This is a genomic window from Nocardia brasiliensis (genome assembly GCF_011801125.1).
Classification (GTDB): Bacteria; Actinomycetota; Actinomycetes; order Mycobacteriales; family Mycobacteriaceae; genus Nocardia; species Nocardia brasiliensis_C.
The window spans coordinates 1,081,010-1,107,035 of the sequence record NZ_CP046171.1 but is presented as its reverse complement, the minus strand read 5'-3'; the positions used below and the strand labels follow the sequence as shown (position 1 = coordinate 1,107,035).

General features: G+C 69.7%; 23 protein-coding genes and 1 pseudogene. 6 read left to right on the top strand and 18 right to left on the bottom strand.

The features are described 5' to 3' along the window. Nucleotides 1-37 precede the first annotated feature (37 nt). On the top strand, nucleotides 38-1,504 hold the full coding sequence (eccD, locus tag F5X71_RS04935) for a type VII secretion integral membrane protein EccD (RefSeq protein WP_167460857.1): 1,467 nt from the start codon (nucleotides 38-40) through the stop codon (nucleotides 1,502-1,504). Continuing rightward, nucleotides 1,501-2,916, top strand: coding sequence for a type VII secretion-associated serine protease mycosin (gene mycP / locus F5X71_RS04930; protein WP_342803759.1), 1,416 nt, complete (start codon nucleotides 1,501-1,503; stop codon nucleotides 2,914-2,916). Before eccD ends, mycP begins: the two co-directional genes overlap by 4 nt. A gap of 121 nt (nucleotides 2,917-3,037) precedes the next feature. Here mycP and eccB read toward each other — a convergent pair whose 3' ends face one another. After that, nucleotides 3,038-4,525: a type VII secretion protein EccB gene (eccB, locus tag F5X71_RS04925; protein WP_167460856.1), complete on the bottom strand. Its 1,488-nt coding sequence runs from the start codon at nucleotides 4,523-4,525 to the stop codon at nucleotides 3,038-3,040. A gap of 112 nt (nucleotides 4,526-4,637) precedes the next feature. Here eccB and eccE point away from each other — a divergent pair, with 112 nt between their 5' ends. Continuing rightward, nucleotides 4,638-6,281 (top strand): type VII secretion protein EccE, encoded by a 1,644-nt coding sequence (eccE, locus tag F5X71_RS04920; protein ID WP_167460855.1) that lies wholly within the window; start codon nucleotides 4,638-4,640, stop codon nucleotides 6,279-6,281. 64 nt (nucleotides 6,282-6,345) lie between these two features. Here the strand turns inward: eccE and F5X71_RS04915 are convergent, their stop codons facing one another. Then, nucleotides 6,346-6,906 carry an NADPH-dependent FMN reductase gene (locus F5X71_RS04915; protein ID WP_167460854.1) on the bottom strand — a complete coding sequence of 187 codons (561 nt, stop codon included), beginning with the start codon at nucleotides 6,904-6,906 and terminating at the stop codon, nucleotides 6,346-6,348. Nucleotides 6,907-7,036: 130 nt separating this feature from the next. Between F5X71_RS04915 and F5X71_RS04910 the strand changes: the two genes are divergently transcribed. Next, nucleotides 7,037-8,026 (top strand): GAF domain-containing protein, encoded by a 990-nt coding sequence (locus F5X71_RS04910; RefSeq protein ID WP_167460853.1) that lies wholly within the window; start codon nucleotides 7,037-7,039, stop codon nucleotides 8,024-8,026. Between the two features lie 135 nt (nucleotides 8,027-8,161). On the opposite strand, the gene F5X71_RS04905 is transcribed toward F5X71_RS04910, so the two are convergent. Further along, complete coding sequence (locus tag F5X71_RS04905) at nucleotides 8,162-9,175, bottom strand: NAD-dependent epimerase/dehydratase family protein (protein WP_167460852.1); 1,014 nt, start codon at nucleotides 9,173-9,175, stop codon at nucleotides 8,162-8,164. 32 nt (nucleotides 9,176-9,207) lie between these two features. After that, nucleotides 9,208-10,017 carry an S-methyl-5'-thioadenosine phosphorylase gene (locus F5X71_RS04900; RefSeq protein WP_167460851.1) on the bottom strand — a complete coding sequence of 270 codons (810 nt, stop codon included), beginning with the start codon at nucleotides 10,015-10,017 and terminating at the stop codon, nucleotides 9,208-9,210. 165 nt (nucleotides 10,018-10,182) lie between these two features. On the opposite strand from F5X71_RS04900, the gene F5X71_RS04895 reads away from it, so the two are divergent. Beyond that, entirely contained in the window at nucleotides 10,183-10,554 is a 372-nt protein-coding gene (locus tag F5X71_RS04895) for a metal-sensitive transcriptional regulator (RefSeq protein ID WP_428981450.1), read from the top strand. A gap of 157 nt (nucleotides 10,555-10,711) precedes the next feature. Here the strand turns inward: F5X71_RS04895 and F5X71_RS04890 are convergent, their stop codons facing one another. From F5X71_RS04890 to infA, 13 genes are all read right to left on the bottom strand, one after another. Then, a complete protein-coding gene (locus F5X71_RS04890) occupies nucleotides 10,712-11,626 on the bottom strand; it encodes a TAXI family TRAP transporter solute-binding subunit (protein ID WP_167460849.1) in 915 nt (304 codons plus the stop codon). A gap of 13 nt (nucleotides 11,627-11,639) precedes the next feature. Continuing rightward, nucleotides 11,640-13,070, bottom strand: coding sequence for a sensor histidine kinase (locus tag F5X71_RS04885; protein ID WP_167460848.1), 1,431 nt, complete (start codon nucleotides 13,068-13,070; stop codon nucleotides 11,640-11,642). A 13-nt stretch (nucleotides 13,071-13,083) separates the two neighbouring features. Next, nucleotides 13,084-13,743 (bottom strand): response regulator transcription factor, encoded by a 660-nt coding sequence (locus F5X71_RS04880; RefSeq protein ID WP_167460847.1) that lies wholly within the window; start codon nucleotides 13,741-13,743, stop codon nucleotides 13,084-13,086. A 46-nt stretch (nucleotides 13,744-13,789) separates the two neighbouring features. Continuing rightward, nucleotides 13,790-15,262, bottom strand: coding sequence for an MFS transporter (locus tag F5X71_RS04875; protein ID WP_167460846.1), 1,473 nt, complete (start codon nucleotides 15,260-15,262; stop codon nucleotides 13,790-13,792). Between the two features lie 112 nt (nucleotides 15,263-15,374). Further along, nucleotides 15,375-16,196 (bottom strand): LLM class F420-dependent oxidoreductase, encoded by an 822-nt coding sequence (locus F5X71_RS04870; protein ID WP_167460845.1) that lies wholly within the window; start codon nucleotides 16,194-16,196, stop codon nucleotides 15,375-15,377. Between the two features lie 52 nt (nucleotides 16,197-16,248). Continuing rightward, complete coding sequence (gene truA / locus F5X71_RS04865; RefSeq protein WP_428981478.1) at nucleotides 16,249-17,106, bottom strand: tRNA pseudouridine(38-40) synthase TruA; 858 nt, start codon at nucleotides 17,104-17,106, stop codon at nucleotides 16,249-16,251. A gap of 112 nt (nucleotides 17,107-17,218) precedes the next feature. Then, nucleotides 17,219-17,746 carry a 50S ribosomal protein L17 gene (rplQ, locus tag F5X71_RS04860; RefSeq protein ID WP_167460843.1) on the bottom strand — a complete coding sequence of 176 codons (528 nt, stop codon included), beginning with the start codon at nucleotides 17,744-17,746 and terminating at the stop codon, nucleotides 17,219-17,221. A gap of 49 nt (nucleotides 17,747-17,795) precedes the next feature. Then, nucleotides 17,796-18,854: a DNA-directed RNA polymerase subunit alpha gene (locus F5X71_RS04855; RefSeq protein ID WP_014981770.1), complete on the bottom strand. Its 1,059-nt coding sequence runs from the start codon at nucleotides 18,852-18,854 to the stop codon at nucleotides 17,796-17,798. Nucleotides 18,855-18,953: 99 nt separating this feature from the next. Next, the gene (rpsD, locus tag F5X71_RS04850; protein WP_014981769.1) at nucleotides 18,954-19,559 is read right to left on the bottom strand and encodes a 30S ribosomal protein S4; all 606 of its coding nucleotides are present in this window, start codon (nucleotides 19,557-19,559) and stop codon (nucleotides 18,954-18,956) included. 20 nt (nucleotides 19,560-19,579) lie between these two features. After that, on the bottom strand, nucleotides 19,580-19,993 hold the full coding sequence (gene rpsK, locus F5X71_RS04845; RefSeq protein ID WP_014981768.1) for a 30S ribosomal protein S11: 414 nt from the start codon (nucleotides 19,991-19,993) through the stop codon (nucleotides 19,580-19,582). 9 nt (nucleotides 19,994-20,002) lie between these two features. Next, on the bottom strand, nucleotides 20,003-20,377 hold the full coding sequence (rpsM, locus tag F5X71_RS04840; protein WP_014981767.1) for a 30S ribosomal protein S13: 375 nt from the start codon (nucleotides 20,375-20,377) through the stop codon (nucleotides 20,003-20,005). 216 nt (nucleotides 20,378-20,593) lie between these two features. After that, nucleotides 20,594-20,707 carry a 50S ribosomal protein L36 gene (gene rpmJ / locus F5X71_RS04835; protein WP_011207363.1) on the bottom strand — a complete coding sequence of 38 codons (114 nt, stop codon included), beginning with the start codon at nucleotides 20,705-20,707 and terminating at the stop codon, nucleotides 20,594-20,596. 392 nt (nucleotides 20,708-21,099) lie between these two features. Continuing rightward, the gene (gene infA, locus F5X71_RS04830; protein WP_003418601.1) at nucleotides 21,100-21,321 is read right to left on the bottom strand and encodes a translation initiation factor IF-1; all 222 of its coding nucleotides are present in this window, start codon (nucleotides 21,319-21,321) and stop codon (nucleotides 21,100-21,102) included. A gap of 2,438 nt (nucleotides 21,322-23,759) precedes the next feature. Here infA and F5X71_RS37685 point away from each other — a divergent pair. Beyond that, nucleotides 23,760-25,104: pseudogene (locus tag F5X71_RS37685) on the top strand (MinD/ParA family ATP-binding protein); the annotation flags it as partial. Nucleotides 25,105-25,395: 291 nt separating this feature from the next. On the opposite strand, the gene F5X71_RS36820 reads toward F5X71_RS37685, so the two are convergent. After that, nucleotides 25,396-25,707, bottom strand: a complete 312-nt coding sequence (locus F5X71_RS36820) for a DUF4254 domain-containing protein (protein WP_238815719.1) — start codon at nucleotides 25,705-25,707, stop codon at nucleotides 25,396-25,398. Between the last annotated feature and the right edge of the window lie 319 nt (nucleotides 25,708-26,026).

Sequence of the window (26,026 nt, the reverse complement as noted above, 5' to 3'; positions counted from 1 at the left end):
ACGAGGTAGAAGAGGTAGAAGACGAGTTGGGGGAAGCTTGACGCACGCGCGACTTGACCACATCGACGAAGATTCCTCGCGCGGTATCGTCCGCGCACCCGATCTCGCCCGGGTGACCATTCTGGCCAAGCACACCCAGGTGGATATGGCGATTCCGGTGGACGTGCCGGTCGCGCTCGTCATCCCCAGCGTCGTCGACATGGTCGCTCAGCACAGCCGCACCAATGATTTCGACAACGAGGGCGAGCGTTTCGAGCCCGCCGAATGGGTGCTGGCGCGGATCGGGCATCCGCCGTTCTCCAATTCGCTCAGCCTCGGCGAGCACGGTGTCCGCGACGGCGAACTGCTCATGCTGGAGAGCGCCTCGCACACCGCGCCGACGCCGCTGTTCGACGACATCATGTACAACGTCGCGATCGCCGACACCGACCATTACCGCAGTTGGACCCCGAAGGTCGCGCGGATCACCGGTTCGGTTCTCGCCGCGATCACCATGCTCGTCGGCTGTCTCGGCCTGCTGCTGTCCCCCGACGCGCTGCCCTACTGGGTAAGCGGCTCGGTCGCGCTGGCGGTCACGCTGCTGCTCGTCGTCGCGGCGATGGTGCTCAGCCGGATGTACGGCGACACCGCGACCGCGCTCGTCCTCGGCGGGTGCGCGCTGCCCACCGCCTTCACCGCCGGAATGCTCTATGTGCCAGACCATTACGGCTGGGCGCACATCCTGCTCGGCGCGGTACTCGCCGGTGCGACCGCGGTGCTGGCCTGGCGCGTCACCGGCGTCGGCCTCGCCTTGTTCATCGGCACGGCCGCCCTCGCGGTGTACGTCGTGCCCGCCGCGCTCGTCGGACTGCTCACCGGCCAGCCGGAGCGGGCGATCGGCGCGGGCGCCGCGGCGCTCGGCCTCGCCGGACTCGCGCTCTCACCGCGGATCTCGATGCTGCTCGCGAAATTGCCGCTGCCGCCGGTTCCTTCACCAGGCACCCCGATCGACCCGACCGAGGACGACCCCGACGATCACCGCGCCCTGCCCACCATGGAGGCACTGCGGGTGAAGTCGGAGCGAGCCCGGATGTACCTGGCGGGCTTGGTCGCCGCGACCACCCTGGTCACCGTCCTCGGCGCGCTCGGCGCCACCGATCCGCAGTCCGACGGGCCGTACTGGCAGGGCATCGCCTTCGCGCTGGTGTGCGCGGCGGTGCTGATGTTCCGCAGCCGCACCTACGCCGGGGCCGAGCAGGCCGTTGTGCTCATCGCGGGCGGCGCGAGCATCGTGCTGATCATGTTGGTGGGCGCGGGTTTCGCGATGGAGCAACCGCTCGCGGTGTTCGGCGCGGCGATGGTCATCCTGATCGCCGCCCTGATCCTCGGCATCATCATCCCGAACCAATCGGCGACCCCGCCGATGCGCCGCGGTGTCGAACTGCTCGAGTACGCCTTCGTGGCGGCCGTGCTGCCACTGGCGTTCTGGGTGGCCAGCCTCTACTCCCTCGTCCGCGGACTGTGAACCGGATCCTGCGCACCGGTGCGGCCGCGGCGGTGCTGTGCCTGAGCATGTCCCTCGGGATGGGCGCGGGCCAGGGCGTCGCCCATGCCGATCGGCCGCCGCCGGTCGATCCCGGGCTGTTGCCCCCTGGCGATCCGGCGCGGCCGCCGGACAAGACCGAGCATCCGGCGAACAGCCCCTGCTATTCGACGCAGCAGGGCGGCGAAGGACCTACCGTCCCGGCCCCGCAACTGTCCCTGGACCTGCGGCGCGCCTGGGAATTCTCCCGGGGTGAGGGCCAGCTCGTCGCGGTAATCGATACCGGGGTCGTCCGGCACCCCCGACTTGCGGACGTGGAGGCAGGCGGCGACTACGTCGCCGATCCCGGCGACGGCGTCAGCGAGGACTGCGATGCGCACGGCACCGTCGTCGCGGGCATCATCGGCGCGAAACCAGTAGAAGGCCAAGGGTTTTCGGGGGTCGCACCGGAGGCGCAGATTCTGTCGATCCGGCAGACCAGTGCGCTCTACGAGACCCCGGGCCGACAGGACAAACGACCGGAAGACCCGGCCCAGGGCTACGGCAACATCGACGCGCTGGCGTCGGCGATCCGCCGGGCCGCCGATCGCAACGCCTCGGTCATCAACATCTCGCTCGTGTCCTGCGTGCCCGGCAGCCAACAGCCCGCCGATGGCGCGGTCGGCGCGGCGGTGCGCTACGCGACCTTGGAGCGCAACGCGGTGGTCGTGGTGGCCGCGGGAAACACCGACGACAAGTGCAAGCCGAGCAACCCGAACGTGATCGACCCGCTGCGTCCGAACAGCGACCCGTGGAGCAACGTGACGACCAACGTCACGCCCGCTCGATTCGACGACTACGTCCTCTCGGTCGGCTCGATCGACCAGAACGGCGCGCCGTCGAAATTCACGGTGCCCGGACCGTGGCTCGGCGTCGCCGCGCCAGGGGAGAACATCGTCTCGCTCGACCCGCGCGGCACCGGCACCATCACCGGCAAGTACGAACGCGATCGGCTCGTCAACCTCAACGGGACCAGCTTTGCCGCACCGTACGTTTCGGGCGTCGTCGCGCTCGTCCGTGCGCGCTTCCCTGAGCTGAGTGCTTTGGACGTGATCAAACGCATCGAAGCCACCGCGCACGCGCCGGCCGAAGGCTGGAATCCCTATGTCGGCTACGGCGCGATAGACCCGGTCGCCGCGCTGACCGCCGAAACCGTCAAGCCGCTGCCGCCGAAGCGGCCGGCCGCAGCGCAACAGGTGCAACTGGCGGTCCCCGCCCCACCCCCGCCCCCGGACCACCGCGCCCGCAATGTCGCCCTGATCGGCAGCGGTTCCGTCGCGGTCCTGCTGATTCTCGGCATGCTCGCGTCCTTCCCCATCCGCCGCCGCTTCGGCGTCACCGGGGACGACATGTAGACGTGCACATCGACAAGCGATGAAGGGCCGCAGCGAGACCGCTGCGGCCCTTCATCGGTTTCGTGGATCAACTCTCGTTGCCACACCGGCCACGAATCCCGTTGGCGTGCAGGTCCGCTGACTACTTGGCGGCGACCGGCTGCTTGGCGGGGTTGGCGTCGGGGGCGACGCCGTCGTGGGCGACCATGGCTTCTTCGCGGCCGAGCGCGGGGCCGGTGGCCAGCAGGCCGACGATGGGCCACGGCGCGGCCTCCGGGGTCACGCCGGACTCCCTGTCCATGCCGAGCGCCTTGGCCGCCTCGTCGTTCTTGATGCCGTAGCGAACGCCGGTGTCGGAGACGTAGAACATGCTGTCCTTGCGGCGGCTGTCGGGTTCGATGCCGGTGGTCTGCACGAACGCGCCGGAGCCCGGCTTGAAGTACACCGAGTCGACGTTGTCGCCCTTGCCGTCGGCCTGGGCCAGCGGGACCAGCCGGGAGTTCTCCGACATCGGCAGGTCACTCGCGTCGATCACGTCCAGCTTCGCGCGCACCGCGACGTCGGCGTTGCCCGCGGCGCCCGCGATCGGCTGCCACGACATGCAGCTCACCGGACGGGCTTTGGACTGCACGATCGTCGGCGCGACATCGGGATAGGTGTCGACCTTCAGCGCGTTGGACGGCTGCGGGATCGCCACCTCGGCGTCGCTGACCGAGGTGCCGTGATCGGGGTTGCGCTGATCGATCCGGATGATCTCGGCGGTCAGCGGGCTGATCGCCTGCAAGCCGTCGCGCAGCAGCACGTAGTTCTTGTCGGCCTTGCCCGCCTGCTGAACCACCGTGCCGATCTTCAGGTTCCGGATCGAATAGCCCTCGGGCGTGCCGCCGGGGTCGGCGATCTTCGGCGCCACGATCGGGCTCACCTCGGGGATCGCGTTCAGCAGTCCCTCGCTGATCGGGCGCGGTGTCGCGCCGCGGATGTTCAGCGGGACGGTGACCGTCGGATCGTTCATGTCGACACGGGCACGCGTGTTGTTCCAGACCAGGTAGGTCGCGTCCTTGCCCTTCACCAGCAGGCCCTTGTCCCGCCCGAGCGCCGACGCCTTCTCCCCCATGTCGAGGTCGCCGATCAGCACCGACGTGGTGCGGTCGTCGCTGCCGTCGGTCTTCAGCGAATCGCAGACGGTCCAGGTGCGTCCCTTGCCCGCCTTGTCGAAGCTGAACGCGCTGGGCGCGCCCGGAATACCGATCAACTGCCCGCGCGGCTTCTTGCCGATCTCGGATTCCTTGACCATCGCGGGCTTGGACGCGTCGCCCACCGCGAGCCGGGCCGAGGCCAGGTTCAGCGCCGGGTGCACGACGTCGTCGATCACCGCGTAGATCGCGCCGGATTCCTTGCCGACCAGGATCTTGCTGTTGTCGACCTTGCCCTGCGGGCGCAGCAGCGCGAGGATGCCACAGCCCGCCAGCACCACCAGTGCGAGCACCAGCCCGGCCGCGTAGGCCCGCGACTGGGAGCGCATCGGGTCGTGCAGCATCCGCACGTCCCGGCGGACCAGGGCATGTTCCATCCGACGAACCAGGAAGCGGTAGCCGCTCACCTGCCACCGAGTGGTGGGTTTTGAAGGCATTATTCCTCCCCCGAACAGTGCTCGCGTTCGCGCAACACAGTACAGTTCCCGAGGACTCTTGTTCAGCTCGGCTACTCCGATTGGGCCGACACCGGGTACTTGGGGGACGACGATGGCGGAACCTGCCGGGGCGGGACCACGACCGCTCCTTGGCCGCATCTCGCTACAGAATCTGCTGATCGCGCAGGTCTTGGGGTTTGTCGCGGGGGTCGGCGCGCTACTGCTTGGCCTGCGGGCGCTGCCCGCGCTCGGCGTGGGCCTGGTCGTGGCGCTGATCGCGCTGATCCCGATCGCCAAGCGCACGGTGCTGGACTGGGTCACCACCTGGTGGCGCTACCTCACCAAACGGGACTACCACATCGGCGACACCGTCGACTTCCGCGGCGCGGACGGTCGCTCACTCGGGCTGTACTGGGACGGCAGCCGCGTGGTCACCGTGGTCGAGGTGCTCGCCCCGCCCGGCGGCCTGACCAGGATCGCCCGCAACACCGTGCACGCCTCGCACCTGCTGCCGCTGCCGGAACTGGCGAAATGCCTGAACCAGCACGACATTCTGCTCAGCGGCATCGACATCGTCAGCCACGGGCATCGTTCCCGCTCCGGCACGCCCGCGGGCAAGATCTACGAGTCGCTGCTCGGCCCGCTGCCCGCGACGGCGCACCGAACCGTCTGGCTGGCAATCAGTTTCGACGCGATCGCCTGCCCGGACGCGGCGGCCCGGCGCGGCGGCGGCACGGAGGGCGCCTCGCGCGCGGTCACCATCGCGACCCAGCGCATCATGCGCGCGCTCGAGGACGCCGACTGCAACGCCCGCATTCTGACCGCGCCCGAGATCAAGAAGGCGGTCCTGCAGATCACCGGCGGCTTCGACCCGCGCACCCTCGAACATCGCTGGCGCTACGCCGAAATCGGCAACAGCGTCAATATCGGCATGGCGGTCGACCCGAGCAAGCTCGGCTCGGATCTGCTCGCGCAGCTGTGGGTCGCCCCGTCGCGCGGCACCACGGTGGCGGTGCGACTACGGCCGGGTAGCTCGGCCGAGACGGTCAACATCGGCGCGGCCTGGCGGCTGACGGCGCGCGAACTACCGGAACGCAGCAAGCTCGCGGGCATGATCTCGATGAACGGACGCCACCGCAACGGACTGCTGGCGCACCTGCCGCTCGCCGTGCCCGGCGTCGACGACACCGTTCCGATGAGCGAATATCCGATCGACCTGATCGACGCGCTGCACCTGCCCTCCTCCGGCTGCGGCCAGCTGATCGGCTCGGACGACGAGGGCAACGGCGTGGCGGTGCGCATCGTCGGCACCGGCATCTCGACCGTCTACGTGGCGGGCGAGCTGTACCTCGCCCAGCAGCTGGTGTTCCGCGCGCTCGCGGTCGGTGAGCGGGTGCTGATCCGCACCGACCGGGCGCACGCCTGGGAGAACCTGGTGACCACCATCGGCAATCCGGAGCGGCTCACCCTCGCGGTCGAAACGCACCAGTCCGACGCGGATTTCACCGCGACCGTGGTGGACGGCGTGCTCGCGCCCGCCCCGCACGCCGGTGTCACGACGATCTACGTCACCGGCGACCCGATGGGCTGGCCGGCCACCCGGCCGGACCTGTCCATCCACCAGCCAGGGGCGATCGGCAACCACGTCATCCTGCGCACGGGCACCGCCCAGGTAGACCTGACCCTGGTCTCCATCCCGCGCGAGGCCACCTACATCGGCCACCCGCGCGGCCGCCGCGGCGCACCCGTCGGCTGAGCCGCGCGCAACTTCTTCGACGAAATCGTGCGCCGCGGGACGAAAGGGGCGCGGCTGCGCGGTCTCAGGCGGGGTAGGGATCGGTGGCGCGGGCGGCGCGCAGAGTTCTTGCCCACCAGGACAACTGGCGAAGCATGCGGGCGGCGGCGTCGATCGCGGCGCCGTCCGCGGTCTCCCCTGCCGCGTCGAACCGCTTCTTGGCCTGGTGAAAGCTGACCGTCTCGCGGATCGAGACCATGTGGATCTCGGCGACCACCTGCCGCAGTTGCTCGACCGCGCGCAACCCACCGGAGAGACCGCCGTAGGAGACGAATCCGATCGGCTTGGCCCGCCATTCGTGTTTGGCGGTGTCGAACGCGGTCTTCAGCGCGGCCGGATAGCCGTGGTTGTACTCCGAGGTCACCACGATGAACGCGTCCGCGGCGGCCAGCCTGGCGCGATACTGGACCACCTCGGGGGTTTCGATCAGCTCGGTCGGCAATACGGTCTGCGCCAGATCGATGACACCCGTGTCGAACTCGTCGTGCGCGCGTAATGTCCGCAGGAGCCAGTCGGCGACCACCGGAGCGAACCGTTCCGGGCGCACGCTCGCCACGATGACCTCGAGCCGCAACGCAGTGTCCACCGCGCGAGCTTAACCCGCGGCGGCGCGGCTCAACCGGACCCATCGGCCGCGCGCACGACCGAATCAGGCACGATATGCACTGGATAGCCGCCTGACCGTGGCATAGTGTTCGACTCGGGGAGGGGGGATCGTGATAATCGGACGCTGGTTGCTGATCGAGACACTCGGTCATGTCGACACCTGGTCGCTGCTCGCGGTCGGCACCGCACCGCGGGAGTGGAAGTCGTTCCAACGCGCGGTGTCCACCCGGTTGCAGCCGTTCATCGCGGCCGCCTACACCGGGGGCACGGTCGTCGATCAGCAACTGCCGCAGTCGCGCCACGACTGGTCCGGGCAGCAACTGCGCGCGGTGCCGCTGCACGGACCCGACGGTCGCGTGCATGCCGTGCGGCTGTGGGTGGGCAGCGCGGAGCCACCGCCGCCGGTCGGCGTCGCGGCCTTCAGTGTGGACGCGCGCAGCCGCCGCATCGAGGCGCTGTCCTACGACCTCGGCGCGAACTTCGATACCGAGCACAATGTCTGGATCGGCGCGGAATCGTTCGAGATCATCGAACGTTTCGACGGCGCACTGGAACTCGTCGCCACGCTGGCCAGATCCACGCCCGGCGTGCGCTGGCTCGACACCGCGACCGTGCGCGCCCGCACCGACCCGCGCACCCTGCTGCTCGCCGCGCACAATCCGGACGAGAACCGCTACCACTGGCTCGGCCTGGCCGTCGACGTCACCGAAAGCGTTGCTCCGCAGCGCAAATCGTTCGAAGCCGCGACGCTGGATCTGCTGCGCGGCGCGCAGCCGAACCTCTACCTCGCCATCGTCGACCTGGCCCAGGTCCGGCTCATCCGCTGGGTCACCGAACCCGTCCCCGACCTGCGCTGGGGCCGGGGCACCGATGAGCGCACGGTGCCACATCCGGCCGACCGGGGCCGCATCGTCGCGGCCCGCGACGAGATCCGGGCCGGCGCCGAACGAGTGACGCTGACCGGCGTGCGCCTGGCCACCGACAACGATGACTGGCTCGTCGCCGATCTCGAGGCCTCGCCCCTGCCCGGCGGCACCGCGGGCGCCTCGGTCCCCGAATTCGCACTCGTGCAACTCGACATCACCGCACGCCCGACATGATCAGCCCACCAGCAGCGGCCATGGTCGGCCACCCACCAGTGGTGGCGGTGCCGGATCAACGTCGTTGCGTCGGTGCCGGATCAGCCACCGACAGTAGCGAGGCCCCAACCAGCCGCCGGCGCGGTAGCAAACCCATCAGCCGCCCGCGGTGGCGGGAGCCTGGGCCGTGGCGAATTCGGCGAGGCCCTGTGCTGGTGGCGTGGTCGCGGTGAATCCCAGTGTGCGTTTGGCTCTTTCGGGGTCGGCCACGAAGTGGCGGACGTCGGCGATGCGGTACTGACCGGTGACCACCGGCGGCTGTGCGCCGCGCGCCTTGGCCATGATCGAGGCGAGCTCCCACAGCGTGATCGGCCAGCCGGAGGCGATATTGAGCGGGACGAAGCCCGGCAGCGCCCGCTCGATCGCGGCGAGCAAGGCCGCGGTGGCATCGCGGACGTGCACGAAATCCCGGACCTGGCCGCCGTCCTCGAACACGTGGGGCGCGCGTCCCTCGTCCAGCGCGGCCCGCAGCTGACTCACCAGCCCGGCACGCGCGCCCTCGCCGTAGACCTGATGCATGCGCAGCGCGGTCACCGCGCCGCCGACGCCCAAACCCCAAGCGAAGGCGTAGTTTTCCTGGGCGGCCTTGCTCGCGCCGTAGCTGCCGCGCGGGCGCAGCGGCGCGTCCTCGCCGACCGGTTCCCAGGTGAGCACCTCACCCGTGCGCGGGGCACGGTGGTCGAACAGACCCCGGTCCAGGTCGGCCCGCCTGCGCAGGCCGGGGAAGAACGGCCCGCCACGCACACTGCGGTAGCGACCCTCGCCGTAGACCGTGATCGAGGAGGCGAGCACCAGGCGGCGCACCTTCGCCTGCTCCATCGCGCCGAGCAGCGCCGCGGTCCCGAGGTCGTTGTGCGTCGCCAGCTCGGCCGGGCCGCCCGCGCTGACCGCCGCGAGATGACAGACCACATCGATCCCGGCGAGCAGCGGCAGCAGTGCCGCTTCGTCGCGCACGTCGACACGCGAAACACCTTCCGGTGGTTCGGCGTTCGCACCGTGCACGGCATCGAGCAGCAGATCGACACCGATCACTTCGTGCCCCGCGGCGGCCGCGGCCGACCGCAGATGCGTACCAAGGAACCCGGCCGCGCCGGTGATCAGAACTCTCATTCACCGCACCTTTGTTCGGCACCCCCGCATGATCACGGTAGCGCGAATGGCAGCTCTACCCCGGTATGGACACGGCAACGTGCACAGGTGTCGGAGTCGGCGACCGCGGCGACCGAGCGCCGGATCAGGTCCTTGAACGGGGCCAGATTGCGCTTGAACTCGGCGAAGACGTCGACCGCGTGCACGCCGGCGCCCTCCTCCAGCCCCGCGTCCAGGTCGGTCACCAAAGCCACTGCGGAATAGCACATTTCGAGTTCACGGGCGAGCACCGCTTCGGGATGGCCGGTCATGTTGACCAGATCCCAGCCCTGTCCGGCGAACCAGCGGCTCTCGGCCCTGGTGGAGAACCGGGGGCCCTGCACGACGACCATCGTGCCCGCGCCCTTGATCGGCAGCGTGTCGTTCGCGGACTTGATGGTGGCGGTGCGCAGTTCGTCGCAGTACGGATCGGCGAACGACACGTGCACGCCACCGCCGTCGAAGTAGGTCTGCGGGCGACCCGAGGTGCGGTCGACGAGCTGGTCCGGCACCACCACGGTGCCCGGACCCCAGTCCCCGCGCAGACTGCCGACCGCGCACGGCGCGAACACCCGGCGCACGCCAAGCGAGCGCAGCGCCCACATGTTGGCCCGGTAGGGCAGCGTGTGCGGCGCGAACTCATGGTTCTTCCCGTGGCGCGGCACGAAGGCGACCGGACGCCCCTCGACCTCACCGATCGCGATGGGCGCGCTCGGCGCTCCGTACGGCGTCTCGACCTCGACGTGGGTCGCGGCACTGTCGAAGAAATCGTAGAACCCGCTCCCACCGATGACGGCGAGCGCGGGCCTGGCATGCGAACTCATGGCGGCAATTGTCCCGTCCCGGCCCGCGGACCGAGCAACGGGCCCCTGACCGGTCGTCCGCGCGGTTGTCGGCGCCGTCGACCATGATGGACGAGATCGGGGCGCCACACGGCGTCACCGGCGCTGACCTGACAAGCCGGTCCGGAAACTGTACCCTAGGGGGGTATGAATTCCGGTCCGGTCACGGACCGGCAATCGACGAGGAGAGCACCGGTGGCATCCACACCGCAGGAGCACGACGCGCACGATCACGCGACACACGGCTACATCACGGCCAAGGACGACTACCTCAAGCGGCTGCGCCGCATCGAGGGACAGGCGCGCGGCCTGCAGCGGATGGTCGAGGAAGAGAAATACTGCATCGACATCCTCACCCAGGTCTCCGCGATGACCAAGGCACTCCAGGCCGTGGCGATGGGCCTGCTCGAAGACCACATCAGCCACTGCGTCGTCGACGCCGCTGTCGCGGGCGGCCCCGAAGCCGAGGCCAAGATCAAGGAGGCGACCGACGCCATCGCCCGCCTGGTCCGCTCCTGACCAACTACGCGGTCCCACCGACCCCGGTCCGTAGGGTGAGCCCAGGCTCGGCGTCCCCGTTACAGCAGTAGAAACAGCTCACGCGCGGACTCTGTCCGCACACGTGCGCTGTGCACTCGCACATGCCGAATCGAGCAGGGTACCCAAGAGTTCGGGATCAGCCGTGCCACTTTCGGTATACCGTGGCAGCGCCCGGGTGTAGCGGGATGGGGGCGGTGCTGATCAGGGAGCGGCCGTCCAGGAACTGGGTGCCTGCCGCTTCGGTCGGCACCAGCGAATCCGCCTGATAGACCAGGAGTTCCACGATTGCCGCGGCAGCGGCGTCGGGCAGGCCCGCCGCGACGAGCAGCAGGTTCGCCACGCCGATGGTGTGCACCGCCGCGCCGCCGGGGTAGGCGTCGGCGGGGATCTCCACCCGGTCGTACACCGGCCCGAACCGGTCCCGCATCGGAGCGGCCAACTCCCCCATGTCCACCAGCCGCATGCGCGCGGGCACCTCGAGCACCCGCGTCGGCACGCCGCCCGCCCAGAGCAGCGCGTCCGACTCGTCGGCGGCAAGCGCCGCCACCGCCTCGCGCAGCGGTCGATGCGAAACCGCCACGTCCACAGCGGGATCCAATCCGGCGACGCGCAGGATCCGCTCGCCGGTCAGCGCCGCCCCCGACCCGTCGGCACCCAGATTGACCCGCGACCCGCGCAGGTCGGCCACGTCGGCGATCCGGCTGTCCGACCGCACCACCAGCTGCAGATAGTTCTCGTACACCCGGCCGAGCGCGAGCAGCCGGTCCGCGCTGTCGCCCACCGAATCCGACAGCGCCAGTGCCGCATCCACCTGCCCATCCGCGAGCAACGTGAGGTTCTCCTGCGACCCCGAGGTGGTCACCCGCTCGATCCGCACTCGTCCCGACCGCACCGCCGCGGCCGCCAGCAGCCCCGCGAAGGCGTGATAGAAGCCGCCGACCTCCCCCGACGCCAACCGCACCAGCGGACCACCGCCGCTCGGCCCGCACCCGGCCGCCCCCACCGCCGCCGCCCCGGCCAGCGCGAGAAAACCCCGACGCCGCAGCCTCACTTCGCCCTCCCGCTCATTCCGCCACCGCCGCGGGTAAGCGCACCCGAACGGCGAGGCCGTGCGGCTGGACCGGCTCAACGGTCAATGTGCCCCCACGCGCCTGGGCGAGCGCTGCCGCAATGGGCAAACCGAGACCCGATCCGCCGCTCGCCGCCATGGATCCGCGATAGAAGCGCGTAGTGAGCTTGGCGATCTCCTCGGGCGCGACGCCGGCCCCGTCGTCCCGCACGGTCACGGTGACCCAGCCGGGCTCGGCCGTCACCGCCAACTCGGTACCCGCACCCGCACCGGCGTAGCGCGACGAATTGCTCAGCGGCACATCGAGGATCTGCGCGAGCACGTCGGCGGACACCGCGACGTCGGCGTGCGCGACCGACGGCGCGACGCGTAGCCGCTGCCCCGCCGATTCATACGCCGAACACCACGCGTCGAACCGGTCGGCGACCACTTGCACGGCGTCGCAATGACTCTCGGCCTCGGCGAGGCGAGCGGCGTCGAACGCGGCGGGCGTCTCGGCCACCGCGAGGGTGAGCAGGCCGTCCAGCAGCGCGGCCAACCGCTCCACCTCGGCGCTGGCACCGCGAAAGGTGGCCGCCGCGTCGGCCGGTATCGCGGACTCGAGCGAGTCGAGCCGAATCGTCAAGGCCGCCAGCGGGTTGCGCATGGCATGGGCGGTGTCGGCGACGAGCTGGCGCTGCGCCTCCACCGAATCGGCGACGGCCAGCGCCATCACGTCGAACGACTCGGCGACGGCCCGCATTTCGGGTGGCCCACCGTGATGGCTGGCGATCGACACCGGCGGTTTGGCCATGATCTGACCGGTGGGCGGCCTCGGCAGTGTCGCGGTGAGCTCGGCCACCGCACCCGAGAGCGCCGCGAGCGGCCGCAATACCCAGCGGCTCAGGGTCAACGCCAGCAGGGTGAACAGCGCCATCGCGCCCGCGCCGCCGAGCAGGATGAACCCCCAGGTCCGCGCGATGTCGGCGCGCGCACGCGCGGTCGTCGCCTGGATCACCACGGCACCGCTGACCTGCACGCCGGTACCGACCGGCCGGGCGATGAGCACCGTACGCGCACCCCACGGGGTCAATTGGTCGGGCGCGGGGGGACGCTGGTTGCGCCGCGCCGCCGCGACCGCGGCCACGATGCCCGGATCGTTCATGCTCGCACCGCCATTGGCGATCGTCGCGCCCTTGGCGTCCACCACAAGGACGTTCTCGTCGTATAGCTCGTGATAGCGGCCCACTTCGTCCGCGAGTGCCCTGGTGTCGCCGGTGGCCGCGGCGGCGGCCGCGAGATTGGCGAACCGATCGGCGTCACCGGAACGCGCCAGCACCAGCGTCTGGGTCCGGCTGGTCGCGACCGTCAGCGACAGCGGAACAGCGAACGCCAGCACCGCGATCGCGGCGAACACGGTCAGCGCGATGAGTAGGCGGCGCCGCACGCCCTGCCTCCGGTCACTGCCCCCACCGATACCCGTAGCCCCGAATGGTGGTGATCAGTCCCGGTCGATTCAGCTTGGCACGCAGGCCCGTCATGTGCACGTCCAGCGACCGTGACACCGCGACGAACGCGTCGCCCCAGATCCGGTCCATCAGCTGCTGGCGGCTCACCGCCGCGCCCGGCCGCTCGACCAGGGCCTCGACCAGTTCGAATTCCTTCTGCGTCAACGTGATCGGCGTGCCGCCCACCTCGACCAGTCGCGCCTGCAGATCGACCCGCACGTCGCCGGTGACCACCACCGCCTGCGCGGGCTTGGCCGCGGCGGCCGCGCGCCGGGTGACGGTTTCCAGGCGCGCCATCAGTTCCGCGATCCGCGGCGGCTTCACCAGATAGTCGTCGGCGCCGCCGCGCAACCCGCGCACGATCGAGCGTTCGTCGCTGCGCGCGGTCAGGATCAACACCGGCACCTGGCTGACCTCGCGCAGCTGCCGCAGGATCTGCAACCCGTCCGCGTCGGGCAGACCCAGGTCGAGAATGACCGCGTCGTACCCGCGGTGCGCGGTCAGCAGGTCGGCGCCGCGGCGCTTGCGTTCCGCGCGGAAGCCACGGGCGTTGAGCGCCTCTACCAGCGCGTCACCGACGCCGTCGTCATCTTCGACCACCGCAAGCCGCACGCGCCGATCCTCCCATAACGGGTGGATCGGCGCGTGTGCCGGGCGGTCAGTCACGCACGGTGGCGAACTGCCGATCCGGCTCGGCCGCCCGCGCGCCGTCCCCGGTATCGGCGGCGGCGGTGCGCTCGGCGTCGATGGTCGACGAGGTCGAGGTCTCCCGCATGAAGAAGTACGTGACCAGCGAGATCAGAATGCAGGCCGCGACGTACCAGAAGTACACCGACTCATGGTCGGCCCGCTTCAGCGCGAGCGCGATGGTCTCCGCGGTACCGCCGAAGATGGCGACGGTCAGGGCGTAGGGCAGCCCGACGCCGAGCGCTCGGATCTTCGTCGGGAACAGCTCGGCCTTCACGATGGCGTTGATCGAGGTGTATCCGGTGATGATCACCAGCGACAGCATCATCAGGGCGAACGCGGCGAACACATTGGTGGTGTGCGCCAGCACCGTCATGATCGGCACGGTCAGCAGCGAGCCCGCGACACCGAAGAAGATGAGCAGCTTGCGCCGGCCGATCCGGTCGGACAGCGCGCCCGCCAGCGGCTGCAACACCACGAACACCAGCAGCGCGACGAAGTTGATCCACGCGACGGTGCCCTTGGAGATGCCCGAGGTATTGATCATGAACTTCTGCATGTAGGTGGTGTAGGTGTAGAACGCGACCGTTCCGCCGAGCGTCAGGCCCATCACCAGCAGGCATTCGCGCGGGTACTGCAACAGCATCCGCAGCGAGCCGCGCGCCGCCGCAGGCTTCGGCGCGCCCTGCTGCGCGGCGGCAGCGGCGGCCGCCCGATCCTTGCCGTGCTGGTAGGCGTGCTCGGTGATGCCGTCGGCGATAAAGACCCGGTTCTCAGGGTCCGCCGCGGCGGCCTGGAACTGCTCGGACTCGTCCATGCCGCGACGCAGCCACATCACGATGAGCGCGCCCGCCGCACCGATGACGAACGGAATGCGCCAGCCCCAGTTGTTCATCTCGGCGCTGGTCAAGAACTGCTGCAGGATGATCTGCACGCCGAGCGCGACCAGCTGACCCGCGACCAGGGTGACGTACTGGAAGCTCGAATAGAACCCGCGCCTGCCCGACGAGGCCACCTCGGACAGATAGGTCGCGCTGGTGGCGTATTCGCCGCCGACCGAAAGTCCTTGCAGCAACCGGGCGATCAGCAGGATCGCCGGTGCGGCGATACCGATGGTCTGGAAGCCGGGCGTCACCGCGATCAGCAGCGAGCCCGCCGCCATCACCGTCACCGACAGGGTGAGCGCCGAGCGGCGGCCGAACTTGTCGGCGTAGCGGCCGAGCAACCAGCCGCCGATCGGGCGCATCAGGAAGCCGACCGCGAACACCGCGGCCGTGGACAGCAACTGCGCCGTCGGATCGTCCTTGGGGAAGAACGTTTTCGCGAAGTACACGCTGAATGCGGCGTAGACGTACCAGTCGTACCACTCGACCAGGTTGCCGATCGAGCCGCGCAGCACGTTCGCGACGACCCGGCGCTCACCCGCGGGCTGTGTCGTAGTCACAAGATCTCCTTCTTCGACGCCTCAGCGCGTCAGCAAGAACGAGTGTGTGGCCAGTCACAGGCCCGAGGGAACCGTCCGGGTCGCTTTCTAACGTTCCCTTAGGACGGTCGCGTCAGGAGCGCAACAGCGGCGCGAGCGTGCGCAGGGTGGCAAGGTAGTCGTCGTCCAGTGCTTGCACCGCGACGTGGTCGGCGCCGGCATCCAGGTGGGCGATCAACTGCGCGGCGACCGCTTCCGGCGTGCCGTGTGCGACAACGGCATCGAAGGCGCGGCCACTCGGGTCTGCCACCTCTTCTTCGGTGTAGCCGAGCCTGCGCAGGTTGCTGACGTAGTTGGTCAGGCCGAGGTAGAAGGAGATGGTCTGTTCGGCGGCGCCGCGCGCCTGCGGGTCCTGCGACAGCAGCACCTTGTGCTCGGTCGCCAGCAGCGCGTCCGGGCCGATCACCGGTCGGGCCTGCGCGGTGTGCTCGACGGGCACAAAGTAGGGCAGCGCTCCCGCGGAGCGCTGCGCGGCCAGCTTCAGCACCCGCGGGCCGAGCGCGGCCACGGCCCTGCGCCGCACCGGCACCTCGGCGGCATCGAGTTCGTCGAGGTAGTCCACGAGGGCGTCGTAGGGCTTGCGGTAGTCACCGGCGTGCTCCGGATGGCCGACGCCGATGCCGAGCAGGAACCGGCCGGGGTACTTCGCCTCAATCCGATGGAACGAGGCGGCCGCCTCCTTCGCGGGCGTGGCCCACACGTTCACGATGCTGGTCGCCACCGTGATCGTCTCGGTCGCCGCGAGCAGCGGCTCGACGGTGGACAGCTCCCCGGGCGGGGACGCACCGAGCCACAGCGTCCCGAAGCCGAGCTCCTCCAACTCCCGCGCTTCCTCCGGGGTGAACCCGTTGTACGCCCGCCATGCACCGAACCGTGCGAACTGGTCAAAGGTCATGCCTGCGAAACCATTCGGCGGCGCACACTTATTCCGACGTCGAGGAGATCGATCAGTCGCCGCAACAGCCTTCCGCGGCGGGCACGGTACGCACCTCTCTGGTCTGCGCGTTGCGCGCGGCCAGGTCGGCGTCGGCGGGATAGTCCACCGCGATCAGGCTCAAGCCGTGGGCGGGCGCGACGGTGACCGCATTGGAGCGCGCGGTCTCGCGCAACAGCTCGCCGACCCAGTCCGGCGTGCGCCGCCCCTCCCCCACCGCGAGCACCGCGCCGACCAGGCTGCGGACCATCGACCAGCAGAAGGCGTCCGCGCTGACGTAGGCGGTCAACAGCTCGCCCCGCTGCTCCCAGTCGAAGCGCTGCAGTTCACGCACCGTGGTAGCGCCCTCGCGGCGACGACAGAAGGCGGCGAAGTTGTGCAGGCCCAGTAGCTTTCGCGAAGCCGCCCGCATCGCCTCGAGATCGACGTCGGGGCGGCAGGCGACCACGCTGCGGGCCTGCAGGGGCTCGGCGCCGTATCGCGCGGTGGTCAGCCGATAGGCGTAGTGCCGCCGAATCGCCGAGAAACGAGCGTCGAATTCGGCCGGGACCAGCTGAACATCCTTGATGCGCACGTCTTTCGGCAGGAACCGGGCCATCCGATGCACCAGCTTCCCCGGGTCCACCTCGGCGGCGGTATCGAAGTGTGCGACTTGGCCTTCGGCGTGCACGCCCGCGTCGGTGCGGCCCGCGACGGTCAACTGCACCGGCTCGCGGAACACCTTCGTCAGCGACTCCTCCAGCACGCCCTGCACGGTGCGCAAACCGGGTTGCCGCGCCCAGCCGGTGAAATCGGTGCCGTCATAACCGATGTCGAGCCGGACCCGGACCGGTTCGGGTGGCCGCGCCGAATCCTGCACCGTCACAACGATCTCCTGTCATAACGAAGGAACCCGCCGACCCGCGGTGCGGGCGGCGGGTTCATTCGAGAACTCCGGACCTTCAGTCGTCTGGATCATCCCCACGGGTGCGGGGAGAACGATCTCAGGCGTCCTTCTTGTCCTCAGCGGCCTCGTCGGCAGCCGGGGCCTCGGCCTCGGCGGTCTCGGCGACGGCCTCGTCAGCGGTCGCCTCGACGACCTCGGCGGCCGGAGCCTCTTCGGTCTTCTTGGACGCCGCGACGCGACGGGCCCGATCGGCCTCGTTGGTCACGGTCTTCTCGCGGACCAGCTCGATGATCGCCATCGGCGCGTTGTCACCCTTGCGGGGCAGCGTCTTGGTGATGCGGGTGTAGCCACCCTCGCGACCCTCGAACGAGGGGCCGATCGTGGCGAAGAGCTCGTGCACGACGTCCTTGTTACGGATCACCTTGAGCACCTCGCGACGGTCGGCAAGGGTGCCGGCCTTCGCCTTGGTGACCAGCTTCTCCGCGTAGGGGCGCAGCGCCTTGGCCTTGGCCTCGGTGGTCGAAATACGACCGTGCTCGAAGAGCGCCGTCGCCAGATTGGCGAAGATCGCCTTCTGGTGCGACGCCGACCCGCCGAAGCGGGCACCCTTCTTGGGCTTGGGCATGGTTTGTTCTCCTTGTGTGAGGCCGGGCCGGGGTGCCTACCCCGGCGGCCTAGAGCTGTTCGGTCTCGGCGTAGTCCTGCTCGCCACCGTCGGTGTCACTGAACGTGCCGCTGTCGCTCCACGTTCCGGTGCTCGCGTCGTAGCCGACCACGCTGGACGGGTCGAACGACGCCGGGCTGTCCTTGAGCGAGAGGCCGAGCGCGTGCAGCTTGACCTTGACCTCGTCGATGGACTTCTGGCCGAAGTTACGGATGTCCAGCAGGTCCGACTCGGTGCGGGCGACGAGCTCGCCCACCGTGTGCACACCCTCACGCTTGAGGCAGTTGTAGGACCGGACGGTGAGGTCCAGGTCCTCGATCGGCAGGCCGAACGAGGCGATGTGGTCCGCCTCGGCCGGCGAGGGGCCGATCTCGATGCCTTCGGCTTCGACGTTCAGCTCGCGGGCCAGGCCGAAGAGCTCGACCAGGGTCTTGCCCGCCGAGGCGAGCGCGTCCCGCGCGCTGATGGAGTTCTTGGTCTCCACGTCCAGGATGAGCCGGTCGAAGTCGGTGCGCTGCTCGACACGGGTGGCCTCGACCTTGTAGGTCACCTTGAGCACCGGCGAGTAGATCGAATCCACCGGGATCCGGCCGATTTCCGCACCCGACGCCTTGTTCTGCACGGCGGGGACGTAGCCGCGACCGCGCTCGACCACGAGCTCGATCTCCAGCTTGCCCTTGTCGTTCAGGGTGGCGATGTGCATATCCGGGTTGTGTACGACGACACCGGTCGGCGGCACGATGTCACCGGCGGTGACGGTGCCGGGGCCCTGCTTGCGCACGTACATCGTGACCGGCTCGTCCTCCTCCGAGGACACGACCAGGCCCTTGAGGTTCAGGATGATGTCGGTGACATCTTCCTTCACACCCGGGACGGTGGTGAACTCGTGCAGCACGCCGTCGATACGAATGCTCGTGACCGCGGCCCCCGGGATCGAGGACAGCAGGGTACGCCGGAGCGAATTGCCCAGGGTGTAACCGAAACCCGGCTCGAGCGGTTCGATGGTGAACTTCGAGCGGTTCTCGGCGACGACCTCTTCGGTCAGTGTCGGACGCTGTGAAATCAGCATTTAGGATCATCCTCCTGTTTGGGCGCCCGCTATTTGACGCCTCGTTTAAGGGGTTGTGCGTGGTCGCTCGGTAGAACGACCACGCACCGGTGGAACCGCTTACTTCGAGTAGTACTCGACGATCAGCTGTTCCTGCAGCGGCACATCGATCTGGGCGCGTTCGGGCTGCTGGTGCACCAGGATCCGGAGCCGGCCGGGCAGCACCTGCAGCCAGCCGGGAACCGGGCGGTCACCGACGGTCTCCCGCGCCACCTGGAACGGCAGCGTGCCGAGCGACTTCTCCTTGACATCGATGATGTCGTACTGGGTCACCTGGAAGCTGGGGACGTTCACGGCCCGGTTGTTCACCAGGAAGTGGCCGTGGCTGACCAGCTGCCGCGCCTGACGACGGGTGCGCGCCAGACCGGCGCGGTACACGACGTTGTCGAGACGGCACTCCAGCAGGCGAAGCAGGTTGTCACCGGTCTTGCCCTTGAGGCGGTTGGCCTCTTCGTAGTACCGGCGGAACTGCTTCTCCATGACGCCGTAGGAGAAGCGGGCCTTCTGCTTCTCCTGCAGCTGGAGCAGGTACTCGCTCTCCTTGATCCGCGCGCGGCCGTGCTGGCCGGGCGGGTAGGGACGACGCTCGAACGCCTGGTCGCCTCCGACGAGGTCGACACGCAGACGACGCGACTTGCGGGTGATGGGGCCTGTATAACGAGCCATGTGTTATCTATCCTTTCCCGCTAGACGCGACGCCGCTTGGGCGGACGGCAGCCGTTGTGCGGCTGCGGGGTGACATCGGAGATCGTGCCGACTTCCAGACCGGCGGCCTGCAGCGAGCGGATCGCGGTCTCGCGACCCGAGCCCGGGCCCTTCACGAAGACGTCGACCTTCTTGACGCCGTTCTCCTGCGCCTTGCGGGCAGCGTTCTCGGCGGCGAGCTGCGCGGCGAACGGGGTCGACTTGCGCGAACCCTTGAAGCCGACGTGACCCGACGACGCCCAGGAGATGACGTTGCCGTTCGGGTCGGTGATGGACACGATCGTATTGTTGAACGTGCTCTTGATGTGCGCGTGGCCGTGCGGGACGTTCTTCTTTTCCCGGCGACGCGACTTCTGGGTCTTCTTGGGGCCGGAGGCCCGTGACTTCGGAGGCATCGGTTATCCCTACTTCTTCTTGCCGGCGACGGTGCGCTTCGGGCCCTTGCGGGTACGCGCGTTGGTCTTGGTGCGCTGGCCACGCACGGGCAGGCCACGGCGGTGGCGCAGACCCTGGTAGCAGCCGATCTCGATCTTGCGACGGATATCGGCCTGCACCTCGCGGCGCAGGTCACCTTCGACCTTGAGCTCGGGCGAGCTCTCGATGTAGTCACGCAGCTGCGTCACCTGGTCGTCGCTGAGGTCCTTGCTGCGCAGGTCCGGGCTGACGCCGGTGGCCGCGAGGATCTCCTTGGAGCGGGTACGGCCGATGCCGTAGATGTAGGTCAGCGCGATCTCCATGCGCTTTTCGCGCGGGAGATCGACGCCCATGAGACGTGCCATGTGGCAGGTTCCTTCACTGTGTCGGAGGTCTGCTCCCTGTCCGTCCCCTCGTCTTGGTGGGGCACCGGCCTCCGTACCGGTGGTAGGCACACACGCCTTCCGAGCGAACCCGGAATACCGCAGCGTGCGGCTGGAGCTGGGAGTTCTTCTTCTTGTTGGCCAAGCCGATCAGTGATCGGTGCCCGGCTGGTGATCGTCGGGGTCGCCCCCGCTTGATCAGCCCTGACGCTGCTTGTGGCGCAGGTTGTCGCAGATCACCATGACCCGCCCGTGACGGCGGATCACCTTGCACTTCTCGCAGATCTTCTTGACGCTCGGCTGAACCTTCACGTCCGTCCAATCTTGTTGTGGTCCACACAGGTGTGAACACAGTTTTTCCCCGGCCCACTCGGCCGGGGAAGTCTGTTGTGTCGCCACGAAGGCGACGCTCCACCCTACCGGGTGGCGATTTCGCCCTCGCAGGCGAGGTCCAGGTCGTGCCACGATCCCGCTGCGGTTCGGCACCCCGAGCGGTTCACGTTCTGCTGAACGTGCTCCCCACGGTGCGTTCCCTGCCTAGCCGGGCACGCACCCGAGTGCGATACACACCCGAGCCGGGTACGTATCCCGGGGGTCCGGGGGCGAAGCCCGCCGGGCGGGGCGTGGGGGTTGCACCCCCACAAAACACTAAGTAATCGGCGGCTAGGCAAGCGCTCTCCGCGAGCACACCTCACCCGCGACGATTACTTATAGCGGTAAACGATCCGGCCGCGCGACAGGTCGTAGGGAGAAAGCTCGACGACTACGCGGTCCTCGGGGAGGATACGAATGTAGTGCTGCCGCATCTTCCCGCTGATGTGCGCGAGAACCTTGTGTCCGTTCTCAAGCTCGATCCGGAACATCGCATTGGGCAGCGGCTCGACAACTCGACCCTCGACCTCGATGGCCCCGTCTTTCTTCGCCATGTCCTCCGCGATCCCGGTTACGCTCAACCTGGTTTGTTTGGCTTGTTTCTGCTTACATGTACCCGTCGGTCGACCCGACCGGTGACATGCAAACAGTCGGCGCATAGGTGCACCGCCGCTCCAGCTTACCGGCACCGGTTGGTTCCGGCAAAAATGCCTCGCGCCGAGCACGCTCGCAGGGTTAGCCGAAGCTGGCTCCGGGTAGCCTGTTCGCCCCGATCAGGACCGGGAAATTCGACCGGCGGCCCCCTGGCCTCCTGCGCCGCGGCGTGGTCCGGGCTTCGCGTAAACTGACCGCTGTCCAGGTACTGAGGGTCGAGCAGATCGAGGGGGATCCGTGAGCGAGCGCAGCGAGGGACCCCATGCGCAGCGCCGATCGAGGAAACCAGAGCCCATGGGAACGACGGAACCGAGCATCGGCGAGGTGCGGTCGTGAGCCGGAACAACGATGGACTGCCCATGCTGCCGCCGTGGCTGTCCGAGAGCGACGTCACCCAGGTCGGCTATGAGGCCCCGGTACAGAATCTGCCCGCCGACGATCTGATCGAGGAGGCGCCGAGCCGCGGCCGCGGCCGGTTCAAGCGGGCCCCGGAGAGCGAGCGGCCCGAGGCCGCGCCGAGTAAGCGCCGCAAGGGCTGGCGCCGGGACAAGCACGAAGAACAGCCTGCCGCGCAGCAGCTTCCGAGTGAGGTCCCGCCGCGACGGCCGGACGCACCGCAGCCCGACGCCCCACGCGAAGACCCGTGGCGGCAGCAGGGTCTGGACGCCTATACCCCGCCGCAGGAAGCACCGCCGCAGCGCTCCGAGGCGCCGCCGCAGGGACTGCCCACCCGGAACCCTGGCCCGCCGCCCGCAGGCTTCCAGCCGCTGGGCAGGCGCGCCGGCACCGATGCGCCGCAGTCGAGCGAGTTGCCCGCGCGCCCGCAGCCCGACCTGCCGCCGTCGATCCCGAATGCCCCGCAGGCCGCCGCACAGGCACCCACCGCCGGGCGTCCCCCCTTGCCGGAGGCCCCGCCGTCGCGCGGCCCGCAGGCACCCGCCGAATGGTCGGCGACCCCGGACACCGCGCCGCGCCCCCCGCAGGCTCCGCCCGCATGGTCCGCGACCGCGCCGCCGCAGACACCCCCCGCGCTGCCGGACGCCCCGCCCGCGCGCGGCCCGCAGACTCCGGCCGAATGGTCCGCGGTCGCGCCGCAGGCACCCGGCGACCGCCCGCCGTTGCCGGAGGCCCCGCCATCGCGGACCCCGCAGGCACCCGCCGAATCGTCCGCGAACCCGGCCGCCCCACAGACGTCGGCCGACCGTCCCGCACTACCGGACGCCCCGCCATCGCGGACCCCGCAGGCACCCGCGGAATGGTCGACGGCACCGGACGTCGCACCACACAGCCCGGCACAGCGGCCCGAACTTCCTGACGCCCCACCGCAGACCCCGGCCGCGCAATCCGCGAATCCGGCTGCCGCATCGCAGGCTTCGGCCGAGCGGCCGCCCCTCCCGGACGCACCGCAGCAGGGCCCGGCCGAATGGTCGACAGGCCCGGACGCCGCGCCCCAGGCGTCGGCTCGCGCGCCGCACAGTCCGGCGGAACGGCCCGAACTCCCCGACGCACCACCGCAAGCTGCGGCCGCGCAATCCGTGAATCCGGCTGCCGCAGCACAGGCTCCGGCCGAGCGACCCACGCTCCCGGACACCCCGCAGCAGGGCCCGGTGCGTCCGCCGCTGCCGGAGGCGCCGCCGCACGCGGCGACCGGCGGTGCGCCGTCGGCGAGCACGCCCGGCGCGTCCGACGGGCCGCCGCCGTGGCTTGCCGGGCCACCGGCCGAGCAGGGCACGGCAGCGCAGGCGCAGCGTCCGCCGCTCCCCGAAGCCCCTGCGCCGCAAGCCGATCCCGTGCTGCCCGCGCCGGTCGAGCAGGTCGCGCCCGCCCGATTCGAGGGGCCGCGCGGCGGCGACGGTCCGCCGCCGTGGCTGGCCGCCACGGTCGCCGACGAGCAAGCCGCGGCCGCGAAGCAGGCCGAACAGCCGAGCGGGCGGCCGGAATTGCCGCCGCCCCCTGGGGAATTCGCCGAACAGGCGGGCCAGGACCCTGCGGACCCGGCACGGACCGGGCCGATCGACACGGCACCCGTGGCCGAGCCCCGACCCGACCAGGCCGCCCCGCCGGTCGCCCCGCAGCGAACCGGCCCACCGGACCCGAACCGCGCGCCCGCGGCCGAGCACGCTCCGGTACCACCGCACACCGGCCCGCTCGGCGTGCCGATGCCACCGCAGGCTCCCGCCACCGAGATGCCGGGCCAGGGCGGCATGCCCGGACCCGCCTGGGCGAACGGACCCGCCGCATCCGGCGTCACCGAACGCCCGGAATCCGGCGGGCCGCAACGGGATAACGCGCGCCAGGCGCCAGGTTGGGTGCCGTCGTCCAGCACCGAGTCCCCGCGCCCGAGCAACAGCGGACGGCACCGGCTGCCCGCCGAAGCGGCGCAGGCCGGCGAGACCAACCAGCCACCGCAGCAGCTCGCCCCGCAGGCAGGCCCGTACCAGCCGGGCCCAACCGGCTACGCGGCCCCCGCCACCGGCGGCCAGGCGCCGGGCAGCGAGGAACCGGGTGCACCGGCACCGAACGAACCGTGGCGCAATGCCGCCGCGCCGACGTGGGCAGACGAAACCGTCGGCCGCCCCACACCTTTGGCGGGCGGCCCGGCTCCGGGGCAACAGCAGTCCCCGCCGCAGGGTCCACCGCCGCAACCAGGACCGCCACCGGGCACCATGGCACCCGCCCCACCACCGGCCATGCCGGGACAGTGGGGACGCCAGCCCGGTCCGGTGGTGCCCGGTGGGCCCTACCCGCAGGGACCGCCGCCCTCGCTCGACGACGTGCCGATGCGGCGCGCCAAGAAGTCGCCGGGTAGCGGCTGGCGCAAAGCCGTGCACCACGTGTCGGGCGGTGCGATCAACCCGGGGCTGTCCGCCGAGGAAATGCGGTTGCAGGAACTCGTGGCCCGCATCCGGCAGCCGGTCCGCGGCGACTACCGGATCGCGACCCTGTCGCTGAAGGGTGGCGTCGGAAAGACCACCACCACCATGGGTATCGGCTCGATCTTCGCCTCGATCCGCGGCGACCGGGTGATCGCGGTGGATGCCAACCCCGACTTCGGCACGCTCTCGCAGCGGGTGCCGCTGCAGACCAGGTCCACCGTACGCGACTTGCTGCTCGACCCGTCCATCCAGCGTTATTCGGATGTGCGCAGGCATACCTCGCAGGCCACCAGCCGGTTGGAAGTGCTTGCCAGCGAACGCGATCCGGCGGCGTCGGAGGCGTTCAGCGAGGAGGAGTACCGGGCGGTCGCCCGGATTCTGCAGCGCTTCTACAACATCATCCTGACCGACTGCGGCACCGGGCTCATGCACTCGGCGATGTCGGGCGTGCTCGACCTGGCCCATTCGCTGGTGCTGATCTCCTCCCCCGCCATCGACGGGGCGCGCAGTGCCGCAGCGACTTTGGATTGGCTGTCGCTGCACGGACACGACCATCTGGTGCGCAACGCGGTCGTGGTGATCAATTCACCGCGCGCGGGCTCGCCGAATGTCGGTGTGCAGCAGCTGCGCGAGTACTTCCTGTCCCGCTGCCGCGCGGTGCACATCATCCCGTTCGACCCGCACATGTCCGAGGGCGCCGAGATCGACCTGCACCGTCTGCACAAGCACACCAAGCGCGCCTACGTGGAGCTCGCCGCCACCATCGCCGACGACTTCGCCACCGATCACCGGCGCTACCGCAACTGACACGACACCGCCGGGTTTTCGTGCGCCACACCGCGATCGGATGCGGCACACCTGACCCGGCGGTCGTCTCGCCGACACGGTGAGCCACCTGAGGAACTCAGCACTTCCGGGCGGCACAAACGATCTCGGCGTCGCACGACCCTGCACGCATCACGCCACTACGGCCAGGCGCACCACACCGCGCCGTCACGCCCCACCGTCCCGTGAAACCACCGGTCCCACAGAGTTTCCGAGCGCATCACAGCAAGTCACGCTGCTGTGGGGCGTCCGCACACTCCGTGGTGCCCGGGGTCACCACTCCGGCAGTCGCCGCCTGCCCGCGCTGATGTCGCGCACGAGATCGTCATAGGCGTCGGCGAGCTCGGCGAGGTGATGCCAAGCGCCGTGCAACCTTTCGTCATGCGCGTCCAGCGTCATCAGCGCATGGTGAGCCCGCACCGAGGATTCGGCGAGTCGGTCGATGACCGCGCCGACGGTTTCGGTGTGCAGGGTGGCGCCGAGTCGGTGCTGGGGCACGCTGCGCGCCACCCAGTCATCGATGGCCATCACCAATTCGACTCTGCGGCGCTCGATTTCGAGAACCACCACCGGATCGGTGTCCACCGAGCCACCTCGGCCGACCAACCGCCGCTCGTGAAGCACCGCGAGATCGCGGGCGAACCAGAGCAGCGGGCCGCCGACGACGCGATGGCCGCGACACGCCCGAACAAGTAGATCCGAGGTAGGAAGCAGCCCGGAAGCCGGGGACTGCACCACCGCATCGGCACACCGCAGTGTGCCGGGAAGAGCCATTACGACCGTTGTATCCGAACCTGCCACGTTGCCTCGCCGTCATCGCCGCACAACACCGGATCAGGACGTTCATTACAATAAACCTCTGAAGGCACCTGTCAAGCGTTACCGGGCCGTAGGAAGTCACGAA

Excerpts from the sequence above, each read along its gene's own strand:
- eccB (WP_167460856.1), bottom strand. The coding sequence starts at position 4,525 with ATGCCTTCAAAACCCACCACTCGGTGGCAGGTGAGCGGCTACCGCTTC.
- eccE (WP_167460855.1), top strand. The coding sequence starts at position 4,638 with ATGGCGGAACCTGCCGGGGCGGGACCACGACCGCTCCTTGGCCGCATC.
- F5X71_RS04905 (WP_167460852.1), bottom strand. The coding sequence starts at position 9,175 with ATGAGAGTTCTGATCACCGGCGCGGCCGGGTTCCTTGGTACGCATCTG.
- F5X71_RS04900 (WP_167460851.1), bottom strand. The coding sequence starts at position 10,017 with ATGAGTTCGCATGCCAGGCCCGCGCTCGCCGTCATCGGTGGGAGCGGG.
- F5X71_RS04895 (WP_428981450.1), top strand. The coding sequence starts at position 10,183 with ATGAATTCCGGTCCGGTCACGGACCGGCAATCGACGAGGAGAGCACCG.
- F5X71_RS04870 (WP_167460845.1), bottom strand. The coding sequence starts at position 16,196 with ATGACCTTTGACCAGTTCGCACGGTTCGGTGCATGGCGGGCGTACAAC.
- rplQ (WP_167460843.1), bottom strand. The coding sequence starts at position 17,746 with ATGCCCAAGCCCAAGAAGGGTGCCCGCTTCGGCGGGTCGGCGTCGCAC.
- F5X71_RS04855 (WP_014981770.1), bottom strand. The coding sequence starts at position 18,854 with ATGCTGATTTCACAGCGTCCGACACTGACCGAAGAGGTCGTCGCCGAG.
- rpsD (WP_014981769.1), bottom strand. The coding sequence starts at position 19,559 with ATGGCTCGTTATACAGGCCCCATCACCCGCAAGTCGCGTCGTCTGCGT.
- rpsK (WP_014981768.1), bottom strand. The coding sequence starts at position 19,993 with ATGCCTCCGAAGTCACGGGCCTCCGGCCCCAAGAAGACCCAGAAGTCG.
- rpsM (WP_014981767.1), bottom strand. The coding sequence starts at position 20,377 with ATGGCACGTCTCATGGGCGTCGATCTCCCGCGCGAAAAGCGCATGGAG.
- infA (WP_003418601.1), bottom strand. The coding sequence starts at position 21,321 with ATGGCGAAGAAAGACGGGGCCATCGAGGTCGAGGGTCGAGTTGTCGAG.